The following is a 25,582-nucleotide window of genomic DNA, read 5'->3' as shown; positions in this document are numbered from 1 at the left end:
CCTCAGCCGATCCGGAAGTCCGCGACACGGATCGGCGACGGCGTGGTGCCGGTCGAACGTTGCTGGTACAGCACGGAAAGCACACCGCCCGCGAGGTCGACGTTCACCTCGCCGAAGGAGTTCATGCCCGGCCGGTCGAACAGCACGGTCCAGTCCGTCCAGCCGCTCGCCCTGGACGCGGCCACGATCCGGCCGTACGGCATCACGAGGTAGGCGTTGTCCTCGCCGTCGAACACGATCCGGGTGCGGCCGGTGGCGTTGGGCGGGACCGGGACCTCGTGCTTGGTCCAGTCGCCGTTCTTCCTGGTCAGGTGGAACGTGCGGGCCCAGCGGGTGCGGTCGGCGGCGTAGCTGGTGACGCACTGGGTGAACCGGCCAGGCACGTAGCTGATCACGATGTGCGGGGTGCCGGCCGAGTCGACGGCCTGGCTTTCCTGGTTCATCAGGCCGTGGTCGGGGCCGAGCGGGTCGACGACCAGACCGGGGTCGACGGCGACCGGGGTGGTGACCCGCGTGCCGTCGTCGCGGCGCCAGGTGCGGCCCTGGTCGTCGCTGTAGACGTAGCCGGTGTCGTGGTTGGTGAGCCCGCCGGGTGCGCACAGGACCCCGGTGTCGCCCTCGCGCCAGGTGAACGCCGCGTGCAGACGCCCGCCGGGGCCGTAGGTGAGGCCGTGCAGGTACATGTTGCGGGTGGTGCTGACCACACCGTTCGGCCCGGTCCATGGCCCGGTCGCGGAGGTCCATCTGCCGAGTCTGCGCCAGGTGCCGTCGTACTCGGCCAGCTCGTTCGTGCCGTTGCCGGAGCCGCCGGTGCGGAAGCTCAGCTGCAGGTGCCGGTCGGGCGTGACGACGAACCGCGGGTAGCTGATGCCGCCGAGGTCGACGCCGTCCAGGGTCCGCTGCACGGGACCGAACCGCTCGATGGACCACTGTGGACTGTCCACTGCGTTCGCCACGGTCTTCACGTAGTGCACGGGCGTGTTGTGGGTGTCCATCGCGACGTGCAGGCGGCCGTCGCGGGGCGAGATGCCGAGCGAGATCACGTTGTGCGAGTCGTTGGCGGACAGCTTGTGGGGGAGCACCACCTTCTGCCACGTGGTGGCTCCCGTGCGGCGGCGCGCGACGACCGCGCTCCGGTCGGCCGTGTACCACGCCGCGTACTGGTACGCGCCGTGGGTGCGGATCGCGTCCTGCTGGAACGACTCGTTGTTGACCAGACCGTCGTAGGACACGAAGTACAGCGCGGCCGGGTCGAGCTGGGTGTCCCGCAGTAACCGCACCGCGGGGTCTGCCGCCGGTTCCGCGGTGACAACGGGGCTGACCACTGTGGACCCGGTGATCAGCAGGGTCGCGAGCAGGACACCCAGTCTCTTCATCTCATGCTCCCCATCCCGCCGCGGCGCCGCCCGCGCGCGCGTCGCGGATCGTCTCGAAGTGCCCGGACCGCCGGTACGCGCTCAACGGGTCCGGGTCGATGCCCATGTCCTCGCGCAGTTCGGCCAGCAGCGGCCGCACGTCGGTGGCGAACGCGTCGGTCAGCGCCGCGTTGGCCTCGAGCACGTCGCCGTTCTGCTGCGCTGCGCGGAGCGCGTCCTGGTCGACGAGCAGCGCCTTCGCCGTCGCCTCCTGGACGTTGAGGACCGACCGGATCAGCGCCGGGATCTTCGGCTCGATGTTGTGGCACTGGTCGAGCATGAACGCGACGCCCGCGCTCGCGTCGAGCCCGCCACCCAGCACGATCTCCACCATGATCCGGAACAGCTGGTACGGATCGGCCGCACCCACCATCAGGTCGTCGTCGGCGTAGAACCGCGAGTTGAAGTGGAACCCGCCGAGCTTGTCCCGGTGCAGCAGGAACGCGACGATGAACTCGATGTTCACCCCCGGCGCGTGGTGCCCGGTGTCGACGAGCACCTTCGCCCGGTCCCCGAGGTCCACGCAGTGCGCGTAGCTGGTGCCCCAGTCCGGCACGTCCATGGTGTAGAACGCGGGCTCGAACAGCTTGTACTCCAACAGCATCCGCTGGTCGCCGCTGAGCCGGTCGCGCACGGTGCGCAGTGCCTCGGAAAGCCGTTCCTGCCGAGCCCGGACGGAGTCCTGCCCCGGGTAGTTGGTCCCGTCGGCGAACCACAGCGACAGGTCCCGCGACCCGGTCACGTTCATGATCTCGACGCACTCCAGGAGGTGGTCGAGCGCCTTGCGGCGCACCGCCTCGTCCGGGTTGCAGACGCTGCCGAGCCGGTAGTCGTCCTCCTGGAACACGTTCGGGTTGATCGCGCCCAGCCCGATACCCCGCTCCTTCGCGTGCCTGGCGAGGTCGCCGTAGTCGTCGACCCGGTCCCACGGGATGTGCAGCGCCACCGTCGGCGCGACGCCGGTGAACCGGTGCACGGTCGCCGCGTCGTCGACCTTCTCGTAGGCGTCGCGCGGCACCCCCTCCTGCGCGAACACCTTGAAGCGGGTGCCGGAGTTGCCGTACGCCCACGAGGGGGTCTCGATGTGCTGGGCACGGAGCGCCGCCTTGACGGCTGACTGGTCGGTCATCGGTTCTCCTGGTCGAGGTGGAAGACCTCGGTGAGCGGCGTGATCCCCGCGTCGGGCGCGCCACCGTCGAGCCCTTCGAAGAACGGCGCCATCTCGGTCTGCCACCTGGTGTTCACATCGCGCGCCGCCATCCCGGCGAGCGCCGCGTCGAGGTCGTCGGTCTCGAAGTACCCGACGAGCAACCCGTCCGGGCGGAGGAACAACGAGTAGTTCCGCCAGCCCGTCTCCCGCAGCGCGGCCAGCATGTCCGGCCACACCTCGGCGTGCCGCCGCTGGTACTCCTCGGCCCGGTCCTCCCGGACCTTGAGCAGAAAACAAACCCGTCGCATCAGCCGCCTCCCGTCCTCCCGGCTGCCCTGAAAGGCGCGTTCAGGGCACTCGGCGCCCTAAACGCGCCTTTCAGGGCATTGCCGCGCAGACCAGGGCATCAGAAGTTGAAGTCATCGATGTTGTCGGCGTTGAACGTCGTCGGCGGGCCGAGGATGATCTCGCCGTTCTCGCCGATCGTCCGCTCACCGAGCTTGCCCGCCTCGAACGTCTCGCCTTCCTTGCCGCTGATCTGCCCGGACGCGAGCGCCGCCGCCGCGTACCCGGCCAGGTAACCCAGCTCCACCGGGTTCCACAGCGCGAACTCGGTCACGGTGCCGTCCTTGACGAACTGCCGCATCTGGTTCGGCGTGCCGAGCCCGGTCAGCTTCACCTTGCCCTTGTACGGCGACGACGAGATGTACCGCGCGGCCGCCGAGATCCCCACGGTGGTCGGCGAGATGATGCCCTTCAGGTCCGGAATGGACTGCAGCAGGCCCTGCGCCTCCTGGAACGACTTCTGGTCGTCGTCGTCCCCGTAGGCGACCTTCACCAGCTCGACGTTCGCGTACTCGGGCTTGGTCAGCTCGTCCTTCATGAACTCGATCCAGGTGTTCTGGTTCGTCGCGTTCGGGGTGGCCGACAGGATCGCGATCTTGCCGCTGCCGCCGATCTGGTCGGACATCAGCTTCACCTGCGACCGCCCGATCTCCTCGGAGTCGGCCTGGTTGACGAAGATCTGCCGCGCGTCGGGCGCCGCGTCCGAGTCGTAGGTCACCACCGCGATGCCCTTGCTCATCGCGTCCTTCAGCGCGGGCGCCACAGCGTTCGGGTCGTTCGCCGCGATGACGATCGCGTCCTGCCGCTGCTGGATCAGCGTGTTGATGTAGGACACCTGCGACGACGCGGACGCGTCGGAGGGGCCGACCTCCTTGCCCTCGCCCTTCAGCTCCTCGACCGCCTCGATGCCGCCCTCGTCGACCAGCACCTCGTACGGGTTGTCGATCTCCTTGGGCAGGAACGCGATCTTCAGGCCCTCCTTGATCTCGGCGTTCGGGTCGGCCTCGCGTTCGGTCGCGTTGCCGCCGTCGCCCTGGGCCTGTTCAGACCCCTTGGTGGTTCCGCCGCAGCTCGCCACCAGAGTCAGCGCCAGCGCGGCGCTCAGTGTCTGCATCAGACGGTTCGAGCGGAGCATCTTTGGTCCTCCTCGGTTTGAACACGACCGGGACGAGCACGGAGAGGATCAGTAGCAGTCCCGTGATGACGTTCTGGATCTCGTTGCTGACATCGTCGAGGAACAACACGTTGCGCAGGCCCGCCATGGCCAGCAGCGCGGTCGCGACCCCGAGCACGGTGCCGCGGCCACCGAAGATCGACACCCCGCCGAGCAGCACCGCGGCGACCGCGACCAGCTCCATGCCGCTCGCGTTGTCGGCGCGGGCGCTGTTGTAGCGGAGCGTGTAGATCAGCGACGCGACCGCCGCCAGCCCGCCGGACAGCATGAACAGCGCGAACTTGACGCGGTCGACCCGGATGCCGGAGAACCGCGCGGTCTGCGCGCCGAGCCCGATGGCGTACAGCGACCGCCCGGTGGTGGTCCTGTGCACCAGCACCGCGACCGCCGCGCCGACGAACAGCACCAGCACCGTCGCGTACGGCAGGAACGTGCCCGCGATCGGGTCCGTCGCGAGCGGACGGTAGTTCTCCGGGAACCCGGTCACCGCGCGGTCGCCGAGCAGCACGTACGCCAGGCCGCGGTACAGCCCCAGCGTGCCGATGGTGACCGCGAGCGAGGGCAGCCCGAACCGGACCACCAGCACCGCGTTGACCGACCCGAGCGCGACCCCGGCGAGGATCACGATCGGCACGATCGTCTCGAAGCCCGTACCCGCGTCCCACAGCGTGCCGGTCAGCGCGGAGCAGAACCCGAGCGTGGACGCGACGGACAGGTCGATCTCACCGGTCAGCACGATCGGCAGCAGCGCGAACGCGAGCAGCGCGACCTCGCTGTAGTCCAGCAGCAGGAAGCTGATGTTGCCCTGCCCGGCGAACCCTGCGCCCTCGGAACTGTTGGCCGACCCGACCGCGAACACCCCCACGCACAGCACGAGGAGCACGGTTTCCCACCGGAGGAACCTGTCGAGCACCCGGTCAAGCACGTCGCACCGCCCTCTCGGCCCGTAGTCGTTCTGCGAGGCGCACCATGAACGCCCGGTCCAGCGAGATGGCCACGAGCAGCGCGGCGCCGTCGACCGCGCGCTGCCAGAACGCGGGCACCCCGAGGATCGGCAGCGCGCTGGTGACCGTGGTCAGCAGCAGTGCCCCGAGCACGGCACCGACCACGGTGCCGCTGCCGCCGAAGATCGCGACCCCGCCGACCACCACCGCTGCGACGACGGCCAGTTCGCGGCCGGTGCCGACGGAGGCGTTGATGGTGCCGAAGTACGCGGCGTGCATGACCCCGGCGAGCCCGACCAGCGCGCCGGAGACGACGAACGCGGAGAACACCCGCCGCCCGGTCGGGATGCCGGCCAGGCGCGCGGCGTCCGGGTTGGACCCGATCGCGTACAGTTCGCGGCCCGCGCGGAAGTTGTGCAGTGCGTAGGCGGTGAGGCCGAGGACGACCAGCGTGATCAGCGTGAGGTTCGGGATGCCGAGGACCGCGCCGCTGCCGAGGTCCAGGAAGCCCTGCGGCATCTGGTAGGCGTTGATCTGGGTGGTGTCGGTGGCCGACGCCCACGCGTAGTCGATGCCGCGGAACACGTACAGCGTGCCGAGTGTGACCACGAGCGCGGGCACCTTGGCGATCGCGACGAGCGCGCCGTTGATCGCCCCGCACAGCGCGCCCATCCCGATCCCGGCGAGCACCACGACGATGACCGGCAGGTCCTTGTCCACGAGGAACAACTGCCCGGACAGGTACGCGGTGAGCCCCATGACCGACCCGACGGACAGGTCGATGTTGCGGGTGATGACCAGCAGCGCCTGCCCGATGGCGAGCAGCCCGATGATCGACGCGTTGAGGAACAGGTCGTGGATCCCCTGCCCGGAAAGGAAACTGGGCCGGGCGATGGTGGCCGCGACGACGACGGCGACGAGCGCGACGACGATGCCCAGCTCACGCCCGGCGAAGGCGGACTCGCGCCCGGAAGGCTTGATCACCACCCACCTCCGGCGGCCGCAGTGCCCTGAAAGGCGCTTTCGGGACACTCAGCGCCCTGAACGCGCCTTTCAGGGCACTGCCGCTGTCCGGTCACGCGGCACCTCCCGTCGCGGCCCGCAGCACGGTCTCCTCCGTGGCCTCCGCCTTCGACAGCTCCGCGGTCAGCCTGCCCTCGTGCATCACCAGCACCCGGTCGGCCATCCCCAGCACCTCCGGCAGCTCGGAGGAGATCATCAGCACCGCGATCCCGGCCGCCGCCAGCTCCGCGAGCAGCGCGTGCACCTCGACCTTCGCGCCGATGTCGATCCCGCGCGTCGGCTCGTCCACGATCAGCACGTCCGGCTCGGTCGCGAGCCACTTGCCGAGCACGACCTTCTGCTGGTTCCCGCCCGACAGCGTCGCCACCGGGTCGGCCAGGCGCCGCCGCTTCACCCCGAGCCGGTCGGCCCACGTCGCGGCGAGCGCCCGCTCCTTCGACCGGCTGACCAGGCCCCACCGCGACACCGCGCGCAACCGGGGCAGTGTCGCGTTCCGCTCGATCGACAGGTCCAGGATCAGTCCCTGCTCCCGCCGGTCCTCCGGCACCATCGCCACCCCGGCCCGGATCGCGGCCCGCGGATCACCGGGCGGCAAACGCTTGCCACCCACGAGAACCTGCCCGGCGTCGAGCGGGTCGACCCCGAAGATCGCACGCGCGACCTCGGAGCGGCCCGACCCGACCAGCCCGGCGAGCCCCACGATCTCGCCGCGCCGCACCGAGAACGAGACGTCCGCGAACACCCCGGCCCGCGTCAGCCCGGCCACCGCCAGTGCCTCGTCGCCGGTCGCCGTGTCCTGCGACGGGTACAGCTGCTCCACCGAACGCCCGACCATGCTGCGCACCAGGGCATCGCGGTCGATGTCGGCCATGGGGGAGGTCGTCACCAGCGACCCGTCGCGCAGCACGGTCACCCGGTGGCAGATCTCGTACATCTCCTCCAGCCGGTGCGAGATGAACAGCAGTGCCGCGCCGCCCTCCGCGAGCCGCTTCGCGACCAGGAACAACCGCTGCGCCTCCACAGTGGACAGTGCGGCGGTCGGTTCGTCCATCACGATGATCCGCGCGTCCGCCGAGAGCGCCTTGCCGATCTCGATGATCTGCTGGTCCGCGATCGACAGTCCACGGGTGACGCGCCCCGGTTCGATCGGCACGCCGAGCGACTCGAACAGCTGCGCAGCGCGCGCGTGCATGCCCGCCCGGTCGATGCGCCGGAACGACCGCAGCGGCTGGCGGCCCATGAACACGTTCTCCGCGACCGTGAGGTCCGGGAACTGGCTCGGTTCCTGGTGGATCACCGCGATGCCGTGGCGCTGCGCGTCGCGCGGCCCCGCGAACCCGGCGGGTGTCCCGTCGACGAGCACCGCCCCGGCGTCGGGCCGGTGCTCACCACCGATCACCCGCACCACGGTGGACTTGCCCGCTCCGTTCTCGCCCGCGAGTCCGTGGACCTCGCCGGCGTGCAGTTCCAGGGACACGCCCCGCAACGCGTGCACCGCGGCGAACGACTTGTGGACATCGCGCAGCTCGAGCAGCGGGGGCACCTTTGCCGTCACGCGCTCACCGCCTGCACGGGTCATGAAACGTTTCATCCCTGTTGCTCAGCGAACGTAGCCGAGGGTCGGCGAACGCGTCAAGACAACGGAATTGGCACGTTTCAACCGCGGTCCGCGCAGCTGCCTAGACTCGGCCGCGTGCCCATCACACTCGACGAGCTGACCACCGACCCCCACCCGGTGCTGGCCCGGCTGCGCGGCTCGGCACCGGTGGCGTGGGTGCCGGTGCTGGACGGCTGGCTGGTGACCGGCTACGCGACGGCGCAGCAGGTGATGCGTGACGCGGCGACGTTCACTGTGGACGATCCGAGGTTCTCGACCGCGACGGTCGTCGGCCCGAGCATGCTCTCCCTCGACGGTCCCGTGCACGCCCGCCACCGCGACCCGTTCGTCCCGCCGTTCCGCCCGGCGCCGGTGCGGGATCGTTACGCGGCGTTCGTCGCCAAGTCGACAGAGCGCTTGATCGACGCGCTCCTGCCGCGCGGTGCCGCCGAGCTGCGCGCGGACTTCGCGGGCCCGCTCGCGCTGTCGGTGGTCGCGGACGCGCTGGGCCTGACCGGCGTGGACGCCGCGGCGGTCCGCACGTGGTATGCGGCGCTGGTCGACTCGGTGTCGGCCGTGACCTCCGGCGGCGCGCCGACCGAGGCGGGCGCTGCGGCGTTCCGCGAGCTGGGGGAGCGCGTGGCGAGCACGATCGCCGACCCGGCGGCGGACTCGCTGCTGGTCGACGTCGTGCACGGCCACGGCCTGACCACCGGCGAGGCGGTGTCGAACGCGGCGGTCCTGATGTTCGGCGGCATCGACACGACCGAGAGCATGATCGCGAACCTGGTGCTGCACCTGCTGTCGCACCCGGCGGCCCTGGCCGAGATCCGCGCCGACCGCACGCTGCTGCCGAACGCGATCGAGGAGTCGATGCGCGTGGAACCGGCGGCGTCGGTGGTCGACCGCTACGCGACCCGCGACGTGACCCTCGCGGGCGCGGACATCGCGAAGGGCGACCTGGTCCGCGTGTCCATCGCGGGCGCCAACCGCGACCCCGGGGTGTTCGCCGACCCGGACGTCTTCGACCTCCACCGCGGCAACGCCCGCGCCAACCTCGCGTTCGCGCTGGGCCCGCACTTCTGCCTCGGCGCCCGGCTCGCCCGCGTGGAGGCGGAGATCGCGATGACCGCGCTGCTGGACCGCCTGCCCCGGCTGCGGCTCGCGGAACCCGTCACCCCGTCCGGGCTGGTGTTCCGCAAGCCGCCGACGCTCCCGGTCCGCTGGGACTAGATGATCATGTGAAGTGAGCCCGCGGGACATCCGCAGGGCGGACCGGTGCCGTGAATGGGCCGTTCAGGGCGCTGAGCGCCCTGAACGCGCCTTTCAGGGCATTCGCCGTCAACGCGCCTCAGGGGAGCGCCATCACCCGGGTGTTCTGGAAGGACTCCTGCAGCCACCGGCCGTGGCGTTTCACCATCACGTTGGTGTTGCGCGACAACGAGTCCGGCCGGCACTCCGTCGACGGCGGCACGAGCTGGCACCCGGTCCGCACGATGACCGCGAGGTTGGGCCCCGCGAAGCGGATGTGCTCGTCGATGGTGTGCAGCCGTGTGTGGTCGATGTAGGTGTCGAAGTAGTACTGCATGCCGTCGGCGATGCCGTCGCGGGTCCGCAGGTGGTCGCCGTTGAACGCGACGACGTCGGCGTCCTCGGTGAAGGTCGCGGCGAACGCGGCGCCGTCCTCCCGGTACCACGCGTCGGCCTGCCGGTCGCGGATCTGCGCGAAGGCGGCGAGCGCGTCGTCGCGGGGCGGCCCGGCCTGTGCCGGCAGCGACGCGGACGCGGTCAGCAGTACGGCGGCGGCGATGGCGGTCAGATGTGTGCGCATGTGGTGGTCCCCTTCCTGGTCTCGCACCGGAAGGTACGGCGGCACCCGCCGCGTGGTCGTCGTCCCGCGGTTGTGTTCCGGTGGCGGCCGCCTACCACTGCGGGAGGTACATGCCGATGCCGCACAGCACCAGCGCGACCATGCTCGACACCGTGCGCACGGTGTTCCACCGGCGCCAGCGCGGCGAGAACTCGGCCCACCGCCGCTCCCAGTCGGTGGCGGTGCTGTTCTCCAGCGCGTTGTTCAGCGGCACGTTGACCCGGCCGGTGACGGCGAGGCAGCCGGCCAGGTAGACGACGGCGGCGGCGAAGAACAGCAGCGCGGGCGTCGTCTCGTCCAGGCCGAGCAGCAGGAACCCGGTCGCGGCGGAGGTCAGCAGCGGCCCGAGGAACGTCGCGAGGAACCTCGGGTTGATGATCACGACGTTGAAGCTGCGCATCGCGGCGACGGCCCTCTCGGCGTCGATCCGGTCGAGCCCGGGCACGATCGAGTTCGAGTACGTGAAGAAGACGCCGTACACCGCGCCGAGCAGGACGAGGTTCAATGACGCGACGACGAGGGTCAGGAGCACCATGGGGCGCACGCTACGCCGCCACAACCGTGACAGAGTACGGGTTTGGACGTCCGGGCAGGTTCCGTGGACGCCTGGTGGACTCAGGGACGGTGGTGGTTCACCCGCGGCGTGATAGTGGTGGCATGTTCGTCGTTCCCGGCAGGGGCTAGGAGAGGCATGTTTCCGGACTTGGTGACCAGTAACGACCGCGTGGCGTTGCGCTTCGGTGCGAATGTGCTTACCTACCGTGAGCTGTCGCTCCTCGCGGCGGAACTGGCGGAGGGCCTGCGCGGGCGGACCCGGGTGGCGGTGTGGGCGACGAACACGATGGACACGTGTGTCGCGGTGGTCGGCGCACTGGTCGCGGGCGTGCCGGTGGTGCCGGTCAACCCGAAGGTCGGCGAGCGCGAGCTGACCCACATCGTCACCGACAGCAGTCCGGACCTGCTGCTGGCCGCGGCCGACGCGGAGCTGCCCGCGGGCTTGCGGGCGCTGCCACGCCTGCCGGTCCCGCGGCAACCGCGAGACCTGGGGCTGGCACCCGTTCCCGAACCGGGCCAGGAGACCCCGGCGTTCGTCGTCTACACGTCCGGCACGACGGGCCCGCCGAAGGGTGTGGTCCTGCCGCGCCGGGCGGTGACGTCCAACCTCGACGCGCTGGCGGCGGTGTGGGAGTGGACCGGCGACGACGTGCTGGTGCACGGGCTGCCGCTGTTCCACGTGCACGGGCTGATCGTCGGCGTGGTCGGCCCGCTGCGCCGCGGCGGCACCCTGCACCACCTGGGCCGCTTCTCGTCACAGGCGGCGGCCGGTGAACTGTCCGGCGCGGCGACGATGATGTTCGGCGTCCCGACCATGTACCACCGCCTGGCACTGGACTGCGCGGCCGATCCGGCGCTGGCGAAGGCGATCGGCGGCGCGCGGCTGCTGGTGTCGGGCTCGGCGGCGTTGCCCGCCGCCGACCACGAACGCCTCGCGGCGACCACGGGCCAACGGGTCGTCGAGCGCTACGGCATGACGGAGACGCTGATGAACTGCAGCGTCCGCGCGTCGGGCGACCGCAGGCCGGGTGCGGTGGGCCTGCCGCTGCCGGGCGTGGACCTGCGTCTGGTGGACGACGCTGGCGCGGAACTGACGGCACGGGACGGCGACACCGTCGGCGAGATCGAGGTCCGGGGCGAGAACCTGTTCCTCGGCTACCTGAACCGTCCGGACGCGACGGCGGCCGTGCTGCACGAGGGCTGGTTCCGCACCGGTGACATGGCGGTCCGCGACCCGGACGGCTATGTCCGCATCGTCGGCCGCCGCGCGACGGACCTGATCAAGAGTGGCGGCTACAAGATCGGCGCGGGCGAGATCGAGAACGCGTTGCTGGACCACCCCGCGGTGGCGGAGGTGGCGGTGACCGGCGAACCGGACGAGGACCTGGGCGAACGCATCGTCGCGTGGGTGGTGCCCAACGGCGCGCCCCCGGACCCGGCGGAACTGGCGGACCACGTGGCGCGGCTGCTGGCGCCGCACAAACGCCCGAGGGTCGTCCGCTACCGGGAAAGCCTGCCCCGCAACGACATGGGCAAGATCATGAAACGTGCCCTGACCCGGTGACACCGGACTCAGGCGGTCCTCTGTTGGTGGTTCGTCCTCGCCGGACGGGCAGGTTCCCGCTTCGCGGGGCGGGCGCGTAGCGCCCGGCTTTGGTGCCGCGTGACGGCGTGGCCAATGCCGTGAAAGCGCCACGGCAGCCCACCCTGCGGGCGCTGCGCGCCCGGCGCACTCGGACGCCGGGTGTCGGATGTCAGCTCATCCGGTCTGTCGACAGGATCGCCATCGTGTGCGTGTTGTGCCACTCGCCGTCCCACAGCAGGGCATCGCGGTGTTCGCCCTCCAGCCGGAAACCGCACTTCTCGTACACGTGCCGGGCGCGCGGGTTGTGCTCGAACACCTCCAGCCAGACCCGGTGGAGACCGGCGTCCTCGAACGCGTAGCGGACCGCGAGCAGTGTCGCCTCCGTGCCGTAGCCCCTGCCGATCGCGTGCGCGGCCAGCACGATCCGGAAGCCTGCCGAACGGTTGTCCTCGTCCAGGTCGTTCAGCACCACCTCGCCGACGAAAGCGCCGTCGTGGAGGATCGCCCAGTCGGCCCGGTCGGTGGCTCGGCGTACCTTCGTCAGCCACTCGCGGATCTGTTTCTCCGTGAACGTCTGGTGGGTGCCCGTCAGCCGCCGCGACTCCTCGTCCTGCAGCATCGCCCACTCGCCCGCGAAGTGTTCCGGGCCAAGTGGGACCAGGCGCACCCGCTCGCCGACCAGTGTTCGCTGTTCCTGAAATGCTTCGATCACACTCTCAGCAAAACACGGGCACTATGAGTACGTGATCAGAGACCTCATGCGCCGATCGGCGCTGCTGGTGCCGGTCGGCGCGCTGGTCGGCGCCGGCTGGCAGGTGCCCGCCGCCATCGGTGGCCGACCGACGGGGGCGCGGCTCGCCCGGATGCGGCGTTCGCCGCATTTCCGGGACGGGCGGTTCCACAACGACGTGGCCACGGCCGTGGCCGGGCCGCCGCCGTCCGGGGCCATGCGGGACCTCGTCCTCGGCAAGGAGGTGCGCCGCCCCCGGCAGCCGGTGCCGCTTGTCGGTGCGCCCGACTTCGCCGGGGTCGACGGGCTGCGGGTGTCCTGGCTGGGGCACGCCACCGTGCTGGTCGAGATCGAGGGCAAGCGCGTCCTCTTCGACCCGGTGTGGAGCGACCGGGTCTCGCCGTCGCCCGTGCTCGGGCCCAAGCGGCTGCACCCGGTGCCCTGGGCGCTGGACGACCTGCCGGACCTGGACGCCGTCGTGATCTCCCACGACCACTACGACCACCTCGACATGACGACCATCCGGCGGCTCGCCGCCCGGCAGCCGTCGCTGCGGTTCGTCGTGCCGCTCGGTGTCGGTGCGCACCTCGAGCGCTGGCGGGTGCCCGCCGACCGCATCGTCGAACTGGACTGGGACGAGCGGGTCTCGCTCGACCACGTCGACGTGGTCGCCACCGCCGCGCAGCACTTCTCCGGCCGGCTCCGGCCCGGCGGCAACGGCACGCTGTGGGCGTCCTGGGTGATCAAGGGCCGCGACCGCAGCGTGTTCTACACCGGCGACTCCGGCTACTTCGACGGCTATCGCCGGATCGGTGACGAGTACGGCCCGTTCGATGTCACGTTCATCCAGGTCGGCGCCTACTCCCCGTACTGGCCGGACATCCACATGACACCGGAAGAGGGCGTCGAGACCCACCGGGCCGTGCGCGGGGAGTTGCTCGTGCCGGTGCACTGGGCCACGTTCAACCTCGCCATGCACTCGTGGTCGGAGCCGGTCGAGCGGCTGCTCAAGGCGGCCGGCGACCTGCGGGTCACGATTCCGAAGCCGGGTCAGGCGCTGGACGTCGACGAGGCGTCGCCGCCGGATGGCTGGTGGCGTGCCGTGGCCTGACGCCGCACGTACACGATCGTGCCGATGACCAGCAGCGGGGACACGAGCGCCACCCCGCTGCTGGCCACGACCAGCACGGTGAGCCCACCCTCGCGCACGGCCTCGTCGTCGAGCACCCGGACGGGGACCGTGTCGCCGGGCTCGATGTCGAACGCGAGTTCCACCTCGCCCGTCCGGCCGTCCCATCTGGACTCGCACTCGCCGTCGTCCTCGCAGCTCACGACCTGGGCCTCGGCGGGCGCGCCGCGGACGTAGGTCCACGACTCCTCCAGGTAGGCGAACCCGAACACGGTCGCCGTGAGCAACGCGCCGACCCCGGCGTACGCGGCCGAGACCAGGACGATGCCGGGCTGGTGCTCGACGATCGCGGTCGCCACCCCCACCACCACGAGCGCCACCCCGGCCGCCACGGTCGCGAAGACGAAGGCCCGCCACCCGGTGATCGACCACCCGGCGATCGCGACGACGAACAGCAGTCCGAACAGGACGGTCAACCAGCCTCGGGCGCCGCGGGGTTCGCTCACAGGCGGCCTTCCTTGACGGCCTGCGCCAGACGACGGACGTCCCCGCGCAGGGTCGCGGAAGTGCTCTTGGAGTCCCGCAACTCGGTGAGCGTGTTCCGCACCTCGACGCAGTTACTGCTGTTCTCGCTACGGCTCGACTTTCGCCACATCACTTCTTCTCCATTCTTTTGCGCACTTCCGAGATGAACTGCGCGGACTGCTCCGGCGCCAGGGACACGGCCAGAACCCGGTCGAGCGCTTGCCGGTAGGCGGCCACGTCCTGCTCCTCGTGGAGCATGAGATCCGACCGGCGCATGGCGATGAACACGATCGAGCCGGACGTGACGGCTGCCCGCCGGGCGGAAGCGGGCCGGGCAGCGTCGATGAGGATGAAGTGGCCTTCCAGCCCGGGATGCCAGCCGCGGTGGTCGGGCACGACGCGCAGTTCGATGTTCGGGCGGGCGGCCATCTCCAGGAGGTGGTCGAGCTGCCCGAGCATCGCGGTCCGGCCGCCGATGTCCTGGTGCAGCGCGGCATGGCCGATGAGCACCAGGAGGTTCGCGGGCTTCCGCTTCGTGATGGCATCCGCGCGGCCGAGGCGGGAGGCGACTCGCAGGGCGATCTCGTCCTCGGGGACACCCGCCGCCGTCATGATCCCGCGGATGTAGTCACTCGTCTGGAGGATGCCCGGAACCAGGAGCGGGGCCACTTCCACGATCCGGGTCGCCCTGTCTTCCCAGTCGACCAGGGCGGCCAGTTGCTGGCGTTGTTCGCCCAGGGTGGTGGCGACCCACTGGGACTCGTTGGTGCCGTAGGCGAGGGTCATGATCTCGTCGTAGCGTTCGCCGTCGACTTCGAGCTTCGTCAGGATCTGGGCCACCTGCTCTGGCTTGGGCGTCCGGTCGCCGGTCTCCCAGCGGGACACCACCCCGATATCCCTCTTGATCATCGCCGCCAGTTCACGCAGGAGCAGCTTCCTGTCCTCGCGTGCCTGCCGGAGTGCCGCACCGAGGGCTTGGGCCTTCGGAGTCCGGGCCATCGTGAATCTCCGTGGTTGTCGGCCGGTAACAGCATAGCGTCACCGGGCGCCGGCGAACGTCACCCGTTGCGGGTACGCAACCGAGTAGGTCCATTGCCGACTTGTCCATAGCCTGCCAATGCGACAAGGCAAAGCTACCAGCGGAAGGACGGGACGATGGCACACGACATGGCCATGAGCACGTGGATGGACCTTAGCCGAGGCACCCCGCTGAGCTACAGCGTGAGTGGCAGCGACGTGGCGCACGTGCTGATCGGCAGCGGCAACACCATCTGCGAGCTGGTGTTCGACTCACCAGCGATGCGGGCGATGGCGGAACTGTCCGCAGCGGTCGTGGCCGAGATGGACGCCCGCTACGCACAGGAAACGGCGGCCGAGCACAGCGTGCCCGGCCGCCACCACCTGCACGCGTCCTAGAGGACTGCTTCCGTGAAGATCACCCGAAGTGGCCTTGGCGTACGAACCCGCCATCAGCACAACCCCCACACCCACACCCCTGCGGTCGCCCCGAGACGGGGCGGGGCCGATGCCGTGAAAGGCGCGTTCACGGCACAACCGGTGCCGTCAATGGCCCATTGACGGCGTTGAGCGCCGTGAATGGCCCATTGACGGCATCACGGCTGCCGTGAACGCGCCTTTCACAGCACCAAAGCCCCGGGCGCTACGCGCCCGGGCCCCGCGAAGCGGGCCCGCAACCCCACGCAACCCCGACGGTGGCGCAAGCCCACCACCAAGGGGCTCCCTGCCATCCCGTCGACCTGGCGAAGCCCGATCACACCGCGTCAAGGGGGGCCAAAAGCCCGAATCACAACACGCGGAAAAGGCCCCCCTTGGCGCGGTGTGATAGCCCGTAGGGAGGTCGACGGGATGGCAGGCAGACCCGAACCCAACCGCCACCGAACAACCCCTCCGCCACCCCCGAGACCTGCCCGTCCGGCGAGGACAAACCCACAACGAAAGCCGCAGCCAACCCTGACATACCGACACGCACACCCAACCCGCCGGGCACGCAGCACCCGGCGGGCACCCACAGGAACAGCGCTACGTGCCCGGCCCGCGAAGCGAGAACTGCCCGCGAAGCGGGCAGCACCCCCACGCAACCCCCGATGGTGGCGCAAGCCCACCCCGCAGACAGACCGCCCAAACCGCAGCCACTCAACGTCCCCGCCACCCCGGAGACCTGCCCGTCCGGCGAGGACAACCCACAACGGATGGCAGGCAGGTTCGCCGAATTCCGGCGCCTAGTTGGCTTCTCCGGTCAGCGCGAAGGAACGCAGGCGCTGGGTCGCGCCCACGGTCCCCACCACGATGAAGATCACCGACATGACCAGCGCCGTCGTCACCGTCACCGAGGCGTCGATGAGCTGCGTGTTGCCGATGGAGTCGGCGATCGCGGTCGCGTGCTGGCGCACGCTGAAGATCCGCGCCCCGCTGACGTAGCTGACCAGGATGTTCTCCCACAGCACGATGTACACGAGCCCGACCGCGACCGGCCGTTTCGTCATCACCGACAGCGCGAGGAACAGTGCGCTGTAGGCGAGCCCGCCGATCGCCGCGCCGATCACCAGGCCGACCGCGAGGGTGCCCGAGCCCGCGATCAGTGCCGCGGCGGCAAGGGGAACACCGGTGGCCACCGTCGTCACCAGCCACGCGACGGCCAGCTTCGACAGCACGATCTCGCTGCGCGGCAACGGTTTCGTGAGCAGGTGGGTGATCGTTCCGTCGTCGATCTCCAGGCCGAGCGCGCTGCTGCCGATGATCAGCGCGGTCAGCGGCAGGATGACGCTGATGCCCAGCGACGAGAACACCACCGGACCCCACTCGGCGTCGCTCGACCCGGACAGCACGCCGATGAGCGTGAGCCCGACGAGCATGATCGGCATCGGGAGGAGCATCAGCACGCGCTTGCGGCCCAGCATGGCGCGCGCGGTGAGGCTCATGATCGTCAGGTTCATGTCGCCACCAGGTAGGAGAAGACTTTTTCGAGCGACTCGTCCGAGGGGAGGAGCTGCGTGATGCGGATCTTGTGCTCGCGGGCGAGCTTGGCGAGCGCACGGGTGAACGTGCCGTAGTCGTTGGCCTGCACCAGCACCCCGACCGGCTCCAGGCTCACGCCCGACACCGACGGCTGTCCCATGAGGACGGTGGCGAGCAGGCGGTCGTCCGAGGAGGAGATCGTGAACTGGTGGGGCCGGGTGGTCATCAGGCGGCGGATGTGCCGGTAGTCGCCGGACGCGGCGAGCCTGCCCGCGACGATCACCTGCACGGTGCCCGACAGCTGCTCCACCTCTTCGAGGATGTGCGAGCTGAACAGGAGCGTCCGGCCCTCGTCGGCCATGCGGTTCAGCAGGTCCATCATGTGGAGCCGCTGCCGGGGGTCCATGCCGTTGAACGGCTCGTCCAGCAGCAGGACCTTCGGGTCGTGCACCAGCGCCGCCGCGACCCGGCTGCGCTGCCGCATGCCCTTGGAGTACGTCGAGATGCGGCGGTCCTGCGCGTCCTCCAGTTCGACGATCGCGAGTGCCTTGCGCGCCGCCTCCTCCGGGTTCGGCAGCTTGTGCAGCTTCGCGCTCGACAGCACGAACTCCCATGCCGTGAGGAAACCGGGCACGCTCTCGCGTTCGGTGACCAGGCCCAGCGTGCGGTACATCTCCGGGTTGCGCCACGCGGACTGGCCGCCGACGGTGACCTCACCCTGCGAAGGGGCCATCAGCCCCGCCATCAGGTGCAGGACCGTGGTCTTGCCCGCGCCGTTGGGGCCGAGCAGCCCGGTCAGGCCGGGCCCGATGGTGAGCGTGACGTCGTTGACCGCGACGACGTTGCCGTACCAGCGGGAGACGCCGTTCAGTTCGATCGCACTCACGACTTCACCTTCTTGTAGCGCAGCACCGCGAGCGCGGTGCCCAGCGCGATCAGGGCCGCGGTGACCAGGCCGTACACGACCCCGTAGTCACCGGTCTGGACGATGCCGATGCCAGGGCCGAACAGCCACTGGTCGACGCCGTTGAGCAGGCTCGACGGGTCGAGCAGGCCGCCGAGGTTCTCCAGCGCGCCACTGCCGAACTCCTGCAGCGCGGCGGAGACCGGCGCGGTGAGCAGGAACAACGCGATGATCATGCCGGAGGCGAACACGCGGCGGCCGGTCAGCGACGCGAGCGGCAGGCCCAGCGCGGACAGCAGCGCGGCGTGGATCGCGGCGGCGACCAGGCCCTTGGCGAGCCCGCCGACCTCGTCGAACACCCCGCCGATGCCCGCGTCGGTGTTGAACGCCATGCCGAGGAACATGATCAGCATCGGGATGGCGAACAGCAGGAACGTCGCCGTGGCAAGGGAAGCGAGCTTCGTCAGCGCGTAGTCGCTCTTGCGCAGCGGCCGGGAAAGGTACAGCTGCAACAGGTTGCTGCGCAGGTCGACCGACACCAGCTCCGGCGCGACGACCGCGACGAACACCGTCGCCGCGTAGGTGAACGTGGACGCGATGCCGACGTAGTCGATGACCTGGGTCGGCAGCTGGGTGTTGACCACGACCAGGATCAGCGACGCCATGCTCGCGAAGGCCAGCACGCCCATCGGCAGGACCTTCGCCCACGCGCTGCGGCCGAGACCGTACGCGGAGCGGACGCCGTGGGCGTACAGGGAGCGGGCCGCGTAGCCGCGGCCCAGCCGCGGACCGTCGTAGCGCTGGTAGCCGATGTCGTGGATGACGCCGGTGTCAGGCACTGGCCACCTCCCGGAACAGGTCGGCCACCTGGTGGCGCTGACGTTCGATGCGGTGCAGGGACAGGTCGAGGTCGGCGACGGCGTCGCGGATGCGGTCGTAGACCTCGTCCTGCTCGATGCGGACGTAGAGGACCCGCTTGTCGGCGCGGACTTCCAGGCCCTGGCTGACCAGGAGCTGGGTGAGCGCCTCCGCGTCCTCGTCGACCTCGACCATCAGCAGGTCACGGGCCTGCGTCATCGAGTCGAGGGTGGCCGACCGCAGCAGACGGCCCGCGTCGATGGCGACCAGCGAGGTGCAGATCCGCTCGATCTCGCCGAGCAGGTGCGAGCACACCACCACGGAGATGCCGAAGTCGGTGCCGATGCGGTGGACCAGGTCCAGCATCGCCCTGCGGCCCGCCGGGTCGAGGCCGTTGGTCGGCTCGTCGAGCAGCAGCAGCTCCGGGTCGTGCACCAGGGCCTGCGCGAGCTTGACGCGCTGCTTCATGCCGGTGGAGTAGCCACCGATGCGGCGGTAGCGCTCCTCGTACAGGCCGACGTGGCGCAGCGTCTCGGAGGCTCTCTCGCGGGCCATCGCCTTGGGCAGACCGCTGACGCGGGCCATGTGCGTGACGAACTCGGCGGCGATCATGTCGGGTGGCAGGCAGTCGTGTTCGGGCATGTAGCCGACCCGGGCACGGACCCGGTCCCCGTCGGCGACCGGGTCGAGGCCCAGCACGCGGATCTGACCGCTGGTCGGTTCGAGCAGCCCCAGGGCAAGTTTGATGAGGGTGCTCTTGCCTGCGCCGTTCACCCCGACCAGGCCCACCACCCCCGGCTCGATCGCGACGGTGAGGTCCGCCAGCGCGGTCACCTTGTTGTCGTAGCGCTTCTGCAGCGCGGTGGTCTCGATGAGTGGCACCCACCCAACGTATTGGTACGGCACCGCTCATGACATCCGGCTCATACCCTGAGGCGACCCTGATGTTCGCCGATGCCCTGAAAGGCGCTTTCGGGACGTGGAGCGTCCCGAAAGCGCCTTTCAGGGCAGGGCACCGATCAGGCCCGGTCCACCGGGATGTGCGCACCGCTGATCGTGCTGGCGGCCTCGCTTGCCAGGAACAGGATCGTCCTCGCGATGTCGGCGGGGTCCACCCAGCCCGCGCGGCTGCCGGGCATCGACTCGCGGTTGGCCGGGGTGTCGATCACGCCGGGCAGGACCGCGTTCACACGGACGCCGTCGGCGCGGTACTCGGCGTCCAGCGCGGCCACGAACGCCAGCACCGCCGCCTTCGACGTCACGTAACCGGCGGCGCCCGAGAACGGGGCCACCGCCGCCTTCGACGACACGCAGACGATCGACCCGCCGCCCGCCGCGATCAGGTGGGGGAGCGCGGCCGCGCACACGAGGTAGGTCGGGCGCAGGTTGGTGTGGAACTGCGCCTCGAACTCCTCGACCGGCGTCTCGTGCACGCGGCCGCCCATCGCGAAGCCACCTGCCAGGTTCACCACCGCCCTGAGCGGGCCCTCCTCGGCGGCCACCTCGACCGCCGCCGCGACCTGGGCCGGGTCCGTCAGATCCGCCCTGACCCCCACGACACCGGACGGCGCGTGCGACCGGTACGGCACCACCACCCGCCAGCCCGCCTCGGTGAACGCGGCGGTCACCGCCGTGCCGAGGCCGCCGGTACCACCGGTGATCAGCACCGAGTCGGTCATGCTCACTCCTCTGTCAGTTTGGTGCGCAGCCGTTGTGCGTCCACCTTGTCGAAGCCGTGCTCGTGCAGCCACCCGAGCGGGCCGCCGAAGTCGGCGTCGAGCCTGCCGAGGAACCGGCGCATGATGTCGGGCCGGGGGTCGTGCTCGTGGGCCGGCACGTTGTCGATGTCCGCGGCGTAGGTCGGCGAGGAGCGCAGCCGGTCGAGGATCTGCACGATGCGCTCACCGGTCGCCTCGTAGTCGGCGACGATCGCCTCCGCGGGCACACCGACCACGGACAGCGCCATCGCCACGACGACACCGGTCCGGTCCTTGCCCGCCGCGCAGTGCACCAGCGCGGCGCCCGGCGCGGTCGCGATGGCCCGCAGCGCGCCGACCACGCTGTCCGGCCGGTCCTCCAGGTAGCCGTAGTAGAACGCGTCGGCCACGTTCCGCGGGTCGCGTTTGATGGCGCGTTCCCGGTTCAGCGCGAGCGCGTCCTTCGCCACGTCGGTCATCTCGCCGAATTCGGGCAACAGGGACAGGTGGCGGTGTTCCACGGAGGCGACCGCCTTCAGCGGGCCGGGGCCCTCCGCGTCGACCTCCCCGGTGCTGCGCAGGTCGACGACGGTGGTGACGCCGATCTCGTCGACGAGCCGGGTCACGTCCGTCGGCGAGAGGTCCTGCAGGTTGTCGGACCGGATGAGTTGCCCGGTCCTGATGCGGGTTCCGTTGTCGGCGGGAAGTCCGCCGAGGTCACGGACGTTGACTGCGTTCTGTAGCTCTATCCAGCGCACCCTGCCATCTCATCATTGCCGGTGGGCTCGGCCGTGTGAGAGGTTGGCCACCGTGACGGTCGTGAGGACTGCCAACGAGGGTGCTGCTCGCCGGGTCCTGATGATCGCGGGGTTCCTGCTGCTCGCCGCCAACCTGCGGGCGGCTCTGACGTCGGTCGGCCCGCTGCTGGAGACGATCCGCGCGGACATCGGGCTCACGGCGGGTGAGGCCGGGTTCATCGGCACGCTGCCGCTGCTCACGTTCGCCGCCGTGTCGCCGCAGGTGCCCAGGCTCGCGCGGCGCGTCGGCACCGACCGGCTGCTGTGGCTGGCGCTCGTCCTGCTCGCGACGGGCATCGTGCTGCGGTCGCTGCCGGTCACCGGGCTGCTGTGGGCAGGCACCGTCGCGCTCGGCGCGGCGATCGCCGCGGGCAACGTGCTGCTGCCGAGCCTGATCAAACGGGACTTCCCGGACCATGTGAGCGCGGTCACCGGGGTGTACACGGCGGTCATCGGGATCGTCGCGTCGACGGCGGCCGGGATCGCGGTCCCGCTGGCCGGGGCGCTGCCCGGCGGGTGGCGCACGGCGCTGGGGTGCTGGGCCGGGTTCGTGCTGATCGCGCTGGCCGTGTGGACACCGCGGCTGTCCCGCCGCAACCAGCCCCCGCTGCCCGACGAGGGCCGGGCCGCGACGCCGTGGCGGTCGCTGCTCGCGTGGGAGTGCGCGGCCTTCATGGCGCTGTCGGCGACCGGTTTCTACACCGTCCTGTCCTGGTATCCGTCCATTCTGGTCAGCTACGGCACGAGCGAGGTGGCCGCGGGGTGGCTGCTGTTCGCCTACCAGATGATCGGTGTGCTCATGAGCCTCGTGGTGCCGCTGCTGCTGACCCGGCTGGCCGACCAGCGCGCGGTCGCGGCCGTCTCGTCGCTGCTGGCGATGATCGGCTACCTCGGGTTGCTGATCGCGCCGGAACTCGCGGTGCTGTGGGTGCTGACCACCGGTGTCGGCGCAGGCGCGTTGTTCTTCCTCGCGCTCGCGTTCTTCAGCCTGCGTGCCGCCGACCCGCGTTCGTCCGCGGCGCTGTCCGGTATGGGACAGTCGATCGGCTACCTCGTCGCGGCGGTCGGGCCGACGCTGTTCGGCGCGCTGCACGACGCGACGGGCGGCTGGCGGGTGCCGCTGGGGGTGCTCGTCGGCGTCGCGGCCGCGCACACCCTGATCGGGTTGCGTGCGGGCCGGGACGCGCACGTGAAGGTGTGAGAGGAGCACGATGCGCCTGCTGGTGATCGGCGGCTGCGGTCTCGTCGGGTCGATGGTGGTGCCGGTGCTGGCCCGCACCCACGAGGTCCGCGTGCTGGACCTGAAGGAACCCCGCGAGGCGGTGCCTGGGGTGGCCTACCACACGGGCAGCCTGCACGACGTGGACCTGGTCGCGTCCCTGACGTCCGGAGTGGACTCGCTGGTGTTCATGGCGATGGGCCCGATGGCGGGCTGGGGGAGCCCGGAGAACGCGCGGCAGCACTTCGACGTCGCCGTGTCCGGGCTGTACCTGGCGCTCACCGGCGCGGCGCGGTCCGGGGTGCGGCACATGGTCTACACCAGCAGCATGTCGGTGTACCCGTACGAGGAACTGACCGGCATGATCACGTTCCCCGACGAGTCGGTGCCGCCGTCGGCCACCGACTTCTACGGCCTCGCGAAGCGCCTCGGCGAGGAGGTCTGCCGCACCGCGACCGACCGCTGGGACATGGACGCCGTGTGCCTGCGGCTGTGCTTCCCAGCCGCCGACGACGAGTGGCCGCGCGGCGACACCCCGATGAAACGCGCGATCAGCACGTCAGCGCGGGACGTCGCCGCCGCGGTCGAGGCCGCGCTGCACCGGCGCGGCCACGGCTTCGACGTCTACGCGATCAGCGGTGACGCCACCGGCCGCACCATGAGCATCGAGAAGGCACGCCGCGAACTGGGCTGGACGCCGGAGGACGTGACGTGATCCCGGGCCTGGTGTCGGTGACGTTCCGGCAGCTGTCACCGGCCGAGATCGTGTCGCTGGTGGTCGACGCCGGGCTCGAAGCCATCGAGTGGGGCGGTGACGTCCACGTCCCGGCCGGCGACTTCCGCACCGCACGCGACGTGCGCGCCCGCTGCGCCGACAACGGGATCGCGATCGAGGCGTACGGCTCCTACTACCGCGCGGACGGCGACTTCGGGCCGGTGCTCGCGACCGCGCTCGCCCTCGGCGCGCCACGGATCCGCGTGTGGGCCGGGACGAAGGGCTCCGCAGGGCAACCGGACCGCGCGGCCGTCGTCGAGGACCTGCGCGCGGTCGCGGCGCTCGCAGGCGGCGAGGGTGTGGAGGTCGCGGTCGAGTACCACGCGGACACGCTGACCGACACCCTCGACTCGGCGCTGGCCCTGTTCGAGGAGGTGCCCGCGCTGAAGTCGTACTGGCAGCCGCCGGTCGGCGCCACCGTCGACGACGCGCTGGCGGCCGTCCCGGCGCTGGACCCGGTCGCGGTGCACGTGTTCAGCTGGACCGACGACGGCACGCGGCTCCCACTCGCCGCGCGGGAGCCGCTGTGGCGCCCGGTGCTCGCCGCACTGCCCGCCGACCGGCACGCACTGCTGGAGTTCGTACGCGCCGACTCACCAACGACGTTCCTGCAAGACGCCACCACCTTGCACACCTGGCTGAAAACCCCACCCCAAGAAGCCACCACCTAAAGGCACGCCCCCACCGAGACAACCCCCCACCACACCCAAACCCGCGAGTCCCCCGTTCAGAACCCGCGAGTCCCCGGTTCGGAACCCGCGAGTCCCGGGTTCAGGACCGGCGAGTCCCCGGTTCGGAACCCGCGAGTCCCCGGTTCGGAACCCGCGAGTCCCCGGTTTAGGACCGGCGAGTCCCGGGTTCGGAACCGGCGAGTTCGCTGTCGGGATTCGCTAGTTCCCTCTCGCCGTCGGCGCTGCTGTCGCGAACCGTCGACTCGGTCGTCCCGAACGGGAGACTCGCGGGTTCCGAACGGGGAACTCGCGGGTTCCGAACGGGAGACTCGCGAGTTTGGTTGCGCGGCACTGGAGGTTTCGGCTGTGCTGGGGTAGCGCTCGGGCCCGAGTTGCACGGTGCGAACGTCATCTTGCGGCGCGCTGAGGCGGAGCGCTGTTCGGGCCTCGACCCACGGACGCTAACCTCAGCCGTTCTCTGGCGCTGGTGAGCGTTCCGCGGAGGTGAGCCTTGGGCGTCGCTGATGTCGTACCCCTCGTCGACCAGCACTGCCACGGGGTGGCGACCGGGGAGGTCGATCCCCGGGAGTGGCTGTCCGAGGCAAAAAACGCGAGGCGGCACCCGTTCCGGTCGCTGCTCGGCCTCTCGGTGCGACGCTGGTGTGCGCCGGTGCTCGGGATGCCGACGCTGGCCCCGGCGGAGGAGTACCTGTGGCGGCGCGCCGAGCTGGGCTGGCTCGAGGTGTCCAAACGCCTGCTCACGGCGGCCGGGGTGCGGCACTGGTTCGTCGACACCGGTTACGTGCCGGGGCCGGTGACCTCGCCGTCGGGTCTCGCGGAGCTCGGTGGCGGCACCGGGCACGAGGTGGTGCGGATCGAGGCCGTCGCGGAGGCGGTGCAGAAGACCGCGACGTCACCGGAGGGGTTGCTCGACAAGATCAGGGCGGCGCTGCACGTGGCACCCGCGATCGCGTTCAAGTCGATCGTCGCCTACCGGTACGGGCTGGAGCTGCCTGGCGCGCAACCCGCCCGCGCCGAGGCGGTGCGGGCCGCCGCGTCCTGGTTACGTGCCAAGGACAGCGACCTCACCGACCCGGTGCTGCTCGCGTGGCTGGTGCACGAGGCCGCGCGGGTCGGCGCCGAGCGGGGTCTCCCGCTGCAGTTCCACACCGGATTCGGTGACGCCGACCTGCGGCTGTCGGCCACGGATCCGGTGCTGCTGACCGAGTTCCTGCGTGCCGTGCGGTGCCAGGTCGTGTTGCTGCATTGCTATCCCTTCCACCGCAACGCCGCGTACCTGGCGCACGTGTACGACCACGTGCACGTCGACCTCGGGCTGACGATCCCGTTCGTCGGCGTGCGGTCCGCGGCGGTGCTCGCCGAGGTGCTGGAGATCGCCCCGTTCGACTCGGTCCTGTACTCCTCGGACGGCAGCGTGCTGCCGGAACTGCACTACCTCGGCGCGGCACTGTGGCGCAGAGCGGTGAACACCCTCACCGACTCGTGGCTCACCGAGGAAGCCCTCACCACCGCCGACGCGGAACGGCTGGCCTACGGCATCCTCGGCGGCAACGCCGCCCGTCTGCACCGCCTCTGAGCATCCACCCAGGACAACCCGCCTCGGACCCGCCCACCCACCAACC

At 70.6% G+C, this 25,582-nt stretch carries 27 protein-coding genes; 8 read left to right on the top strand and 19 right to left on the bottom strand.

Annotated elements, in window-relative coordinates; genetic code table 11:
• Positions 1-2: 2 nt before the first annotated feature.
• The 7 genes from ACFPCV_RS18940 to ACFPCV_RS18910 form a co-directional block, all read right to left on the bottom strand.
• Complete coding sequence (locus ACFPCV_RS18940) at positions 3-1,376, bottom strand: BNR repeat-containing protein (RefSeq protein WP_378057552.1); 1,374 nt, start codon at positions 1,374-1,376, stop codon at positions 3-5.
• A gap of 1 nt (position 1,377) precedes the next feature.
• Entirely contained in the window at positions 1,378-2,544 is a 1,167-nt protein-coding gene (rhaI, locus tag ACFPCV_RS18935; RefSeq protein WP_378057551.1) for an L-rhamnose isomerase, read from the bottom strand.
• Entirely contained in the window at positions 2,541-2,873 is a 333-nt protein-coding gene (locus ACFPCV_RS18930; RefSeq protein WP_378057550.1) for an L-rhamnose mutarotase, read from the bottom strand. Before ACFPCV_RS18930 ends, rhaI begins: the two co-directional genes overlap by 4 nt.
• 98 nt (positions 2,874-2,971) lie before the next feature.
• Positions 2,972-4,045 (bottom strand): rhamnose ABC transporter substrate-binding protein, encoded by a 1,074-nt coding sequence (gene rhaS, locus ACFPCV_RS18925; RefSeq protein WP_378057549.1) that lies wholly within the window; start codon positions 4,043-4,045, stop codon positions 2,972-2,974.
• Complete coding sequence (locus ACFPCV_RS18920) at positions 3,954-5,009, bottom strand: ABC transporter permease (RefSeq protein WP_378057548.1); 1,056 nt, start codon at positions 5,007-5,009, stop codon at positions 3,954-3,956. Before ACFPCV_RS18920 ends, rhaS begins: the two co-directional genes overlap by 92 nt.
• Positions 5,002-6,012: an ABC transporter permease gene (locus tag ACFPCV_RS18915; protein ID WP_378057547.1), complete on the bottom strand. Its 1,011-nt coding sequence runs from the start codon at positions 6,010-6,012 to the stop codon at positions 5,002-5,004. The genes ACFPCV_RS18920 and ACFPCV_RS18915 overlap by 8 nt, the downstream gene beginning before the upstream one ends.
• Positions 6,013-6,103: 91 nt before the next feature.
• Positions 6,104-7,642, bottom strand: coding sequence for a sugar ABC transporter ATP-binding protein (locus tag ACFPCV_RS18910; protein ID WP_378057546.1), 1,539 nt, complete (start codon positions 7,640-7,642; stop codon positions 6,104-6,106).
• A 102-nt stretch (positions 7,643-7,744) separates the two neighbouring features.
• On the opposite strand from ACFPCV_RS18910, the gene ACFPCV_RS18905 reads away from it, so the two are divergent.
• Positions 7,745-8,881 (top strand): cytochrome P450, encoded by a 1,137-nt coding sequence (locus ACFPCV_RS18905; protein ID WP_378057545.1) that lies wholly within the window; start codon positions 7,745-7,747, stop codon positions 8,879-8,881.
• Between the two features lie 118 nt (positions 8,882-8,999).
• On the opposite strand, the gene ACFPCV_RS18900 is transcribed toward ACFPCV_RS18905, so the two are convergent.
• Together ACFPCV_RS18900 and ACFPCV_RS18895 are read right to left on the bottom strand one after the other, a co-directional pair.
• Positions 9,000-9,479: an SgcJ/EcaC family oxidoreductase gene (locus tag ACFPCV_RS18900; RefSeq protein WP_378057544.1), complete on the bottom strand. Its 480-nt coding sequence runs from the start codon at positions 9,477-9,479 to the stop codon at positions 9,000-9,002.
• A gap of 91 nt (positions 9,480-9,570) precedes the next feature.
• Positions 9,571-10,053, bottom strand: coding sequence for an anthrone oxygenase family protein (locus ACFPCV_RS18895; RefSeq protein WP_378057543.1), 483 nt, complete (start codon positions 10,051-10,053; stop codon positions 9,571-9,573).
• A gap of 156 nt (positions 10,054-10,209) precedes the next feature.
• Between ACFPCV_RS18895 and ACFPCV_RS18890 the strand changes: the two genes are divergently transcribed.
• Positions 10,210-11,637 carry an acyl-CoA synthetase gene (locus ACFPCV_RS18890; RefSeq protein WP_378057542.1) on the top strand — a complete coding sequence of 476 codons (1,428 nt, stop codon included), beginning with the start codon at positions 10,210-10,212 and terminating at the stop codon, positions 11,635-11,637.
• Positions 11,638-11,827: 190 nt separating this feature from the next.
• On the opposite strand, the gene ACFPCV_RS18885 is transcribed toward ACFPCV_RS18890, so the two are convergent.
• On the bottom strand, positions 11,828-12,370 hold the full coding sequence (locus tag ACFPCV_RS18885; protein WP_378057541.1) for a GNAT family N-acetyltransferase: 543 nt from the start codon (positions 12,368-12,370) through the stop codon (positions 11,828-11,830).
• 31 nt (positions 12,371-12,401) lie between these two features.
• Here ACFPCV_RS18885 and ACFPCV_RS18880 point away from each other — a divergent pair, with 31 nt between their 5' ends.
• The gene (locus tag ACFPCV_RS18880) at positions 12,402-13,499 is read left to right on the top strand and encodes an MBL fold metallo-hydrolase (protein ID WP_378057540.1); all 1,098 of its coding nucleotides are present in this window, start codon (positions 12,402-12,404) and stop codon (positions 13,497-13,499) included.
• On the opposite strand, the gene ACFPCV_RS18875 is transcribed toward ACFPCV_RS18880, so the two are convergent.
• From ACFPCV_RS18875 to ACFPCV_RS18865, 3 genes are read right to left on the bottom strand one after another with little or no spacing between them, the layout of a single operon-like run.
• Positions 13,439-14,023: a hypothetical protein gene (locus tag ACFPCV_RS18875; RefSeq protein ID WP_378057539.1), complete on the bottom strand. Its 585-nt coding sequence runs from the start codon at positions 14,021-14,023 to the stop codon at positions 13,439-13,441. The genes ACFPCV_RS18880 and ACFPCV_RS18875 overlap by 61 nt on opposite strands.
• On the bottom strand, positions 14,020-14,172 hold the full coding sequence (locus ACFPCV_RS18870; protein ID WP_378057743.1) for a DUF397 domain-containing protein: 153 nt from the start codon (positions 14,170-14,172) through the stop codon (positions 14,020-14,022). Before ACFPCV_RS18870 ends, ACFPCV_RS18875 begins: the two co-directional genes overlap by 4 nt.
• Positions 14,172-15,041, bottom strand: coding sequence for a helix-turn-helix domain-containing protein (locus ACFPCV_RS18865; protein WP_378057537.1), 870 nt, complete (start codon positions 15,039-15,041; stop codon positions 14,172-14,174). Before ACFPCV_RS18865 ends, ACFPCV_RS18870 begins: the two co-directional genes overlap by 1 nt.
• A gap of 156 nt (positions 15,042-15,197) precedes the next feature.
• Between ACFPCV_RS18865 and ACFPCV_RS18860 the strand changes: the two genes are divergently transcribed.
• Positions 15,198-15,458: a hypothetical protein gene (locus tag ACFPCV_RS18860; protein WP_378057536.1), complete on the top strand. Its 261-nt coding sequence runs from the start codon at positions 15,198-15,200 to the stop codon at positions 15,456-15,458.
• A gap of 824 nt (positions 15,459-16,282) precedes the next feature.
• On the opposite strand, the gene ACFPCV_RS18855 is transcribed toward ACFPCV_RS18860, so the two are convergent.
• The 6 genes from ACFPCV_RS18855 to ACFPCV_RS18830 all read right to left on the bottom strand — a co-directional run bounded on the left by ACFPCV_RS18855 (position 16,283) and on the right by ACFPCV_RS18830 (position 21,235).
• A complete protein-coding gene (locus ACFPCV_RS18855) occupies positions 16,283-16,996 on the bottom strand; it encodes an ABC transporter permease (RefSeq protein ID WP_378057535.1) in 714 nt (237 codons plus the stop codon).
• Positions 16,993-17,904 (bottom strand): ABC transporter ATP-binding protein, encoded by a 912-nt coding sequence (locus ACFPCV_RS18850; protein ID WP_378057534.1) that lies wholly within the window; start codon positions 17,902-17,904, stop codon positions 16,993-16,995. Before ACFPCV_RS18850 ends, ACFPCV_RS18855 begins: the two co-directional genes overlap by 4 nt.
• Positions 17,901-18,761 carry a hypothetical protein gene (locus ACFPCV_RS18845; RefSeq protein WP_378057533.1) on the bottom strand — a complete coding sequence of 287 codons (861 nt, stop codon included), beginning with the start codon at positions 18,759-18,761 and terminating at the stop codon, positions 17,901-17,903. The genes ACFPCV_RS18850 and ACFPCV_RS18845 overlap by 4 nt, the downstream gene beginning before the upstream one ends.
• Positions 18,754-19,662 (bottom strand): ABC transporter ATP-binding protein, encoded by a 909-nt coding sequence (locus ACFPCV_RS18840; RefSeq protein ID WP_378057532.1) that lies wholly within the window; start codon positions 19,660-19,662, stop codon positions 18,754-18,756. The genes ACFPCV_RS18845 and ACFPCV_RS18840 overlap by 8 nt, the downstream gene beginning before the upstream one ends.
• Before the next feature lie 137 nt (positions 19,663-19,799).
• Positions 19,800-20,459 carry an SDR family NAD(P)-dependent oxidoreductase gene (locus ACFPCV_RS18835; RefSeq protein WP_378057531.1) on the bottom strand — a complete coding sequence of 220 codons (660 nt, stop codon included), beginning with the start codon at positions 20,457-20,459 and terminating at the stop codon, positions 19,800-19,802.
• Between the two features lie 2 nt (positions 20,460-20,461).
• Entirely contained in the window at positions 20,462-21,235 is a 774-nt protein-coding gene (locus ACFPCV_RS18830) for a tyrosine-protein phosphatase (protein ID WP_378057530.1), read from the bottom strand.
• 61 nt (positions 21,236-21,296) lie between these two features.
• On the opposite strand from ACFPCV_RS18830, the gene ACFPCV_RS18825 reads away from it, so the two are divergent.
• The 4 genes from ACFPCV_RS18825 to ACFPCV_RS18810 all read left to right on the top strand — a co-directional run bounded on the left by ACFPCV_RS18825 (position 21,297) and on the right by ACFPCV_RS18810 (position 25,536).
• Positions 21,297-22,475 (top strand): CynX/NimT family MFS transporter, encoded by a 1,179-nt coding sequence (locus ACFPCV_RS18825; RefSeq protein ID WP_378057529.1) that lies wholly within the window; start codon positions 21,297-21,299, stop codon positions 22,473-22,475.
• Between the two features lie 10 nt (positions 22,476-22,485).
• A complete protein-coding gene (locus ACFPCV_RS18820) occupies positions 22,486-23,208 on the top strand; it encodes an NAD-dependent epimerase/dehydratase family protein (RefSeq protein WP_378057528.1) in 723 nt (240 codons plus the stop codon).
• Positions 23,205-23,939: a sugar phosphate isomerase/epimerase family protein gene (locus tag ACFPCV_RS18815; protein WP_378057527.1), complete on the top strand. Its 735-nt coding sequence runs from the start codon at positions 23,205-23,207 to the stop codon at positions 23,937-23,939. Before ACFPCV_RS18820 ends, ACFPCV_RS18815 begins: the two co-directional genes overlap by 4 nt.
• Positions 23,940-24,450: 511 nt before the next feature.
• On the top strand, positions 24,451-25,536 hold the full coding sequence (locus ACFPCV_RS18810; RefSeq protein WP_378057526.1) for an amidohydrolase family protein: 1,086 nt from the start codon (positions 24,451-24,453) through the stop codon (positions 25,534-25,536).
• Positions 25,537-25,582: the final 46 nt, after the last annotated feature.

The organism is Actinophytocola glycyrrhizae (assembly GCF_042653545.1).
GTDB lineage: Bacteria > Actinomycetota > Actinomycetes > Mycobacteriales > Pseudonocardiaceae > Actinophytocola > Actinophytocola glycyrrhizae.
Note: the sequence above shows the minus strand (reverse complement) of the source record. Positions and strands in the feature narration are given on the sequence as shown.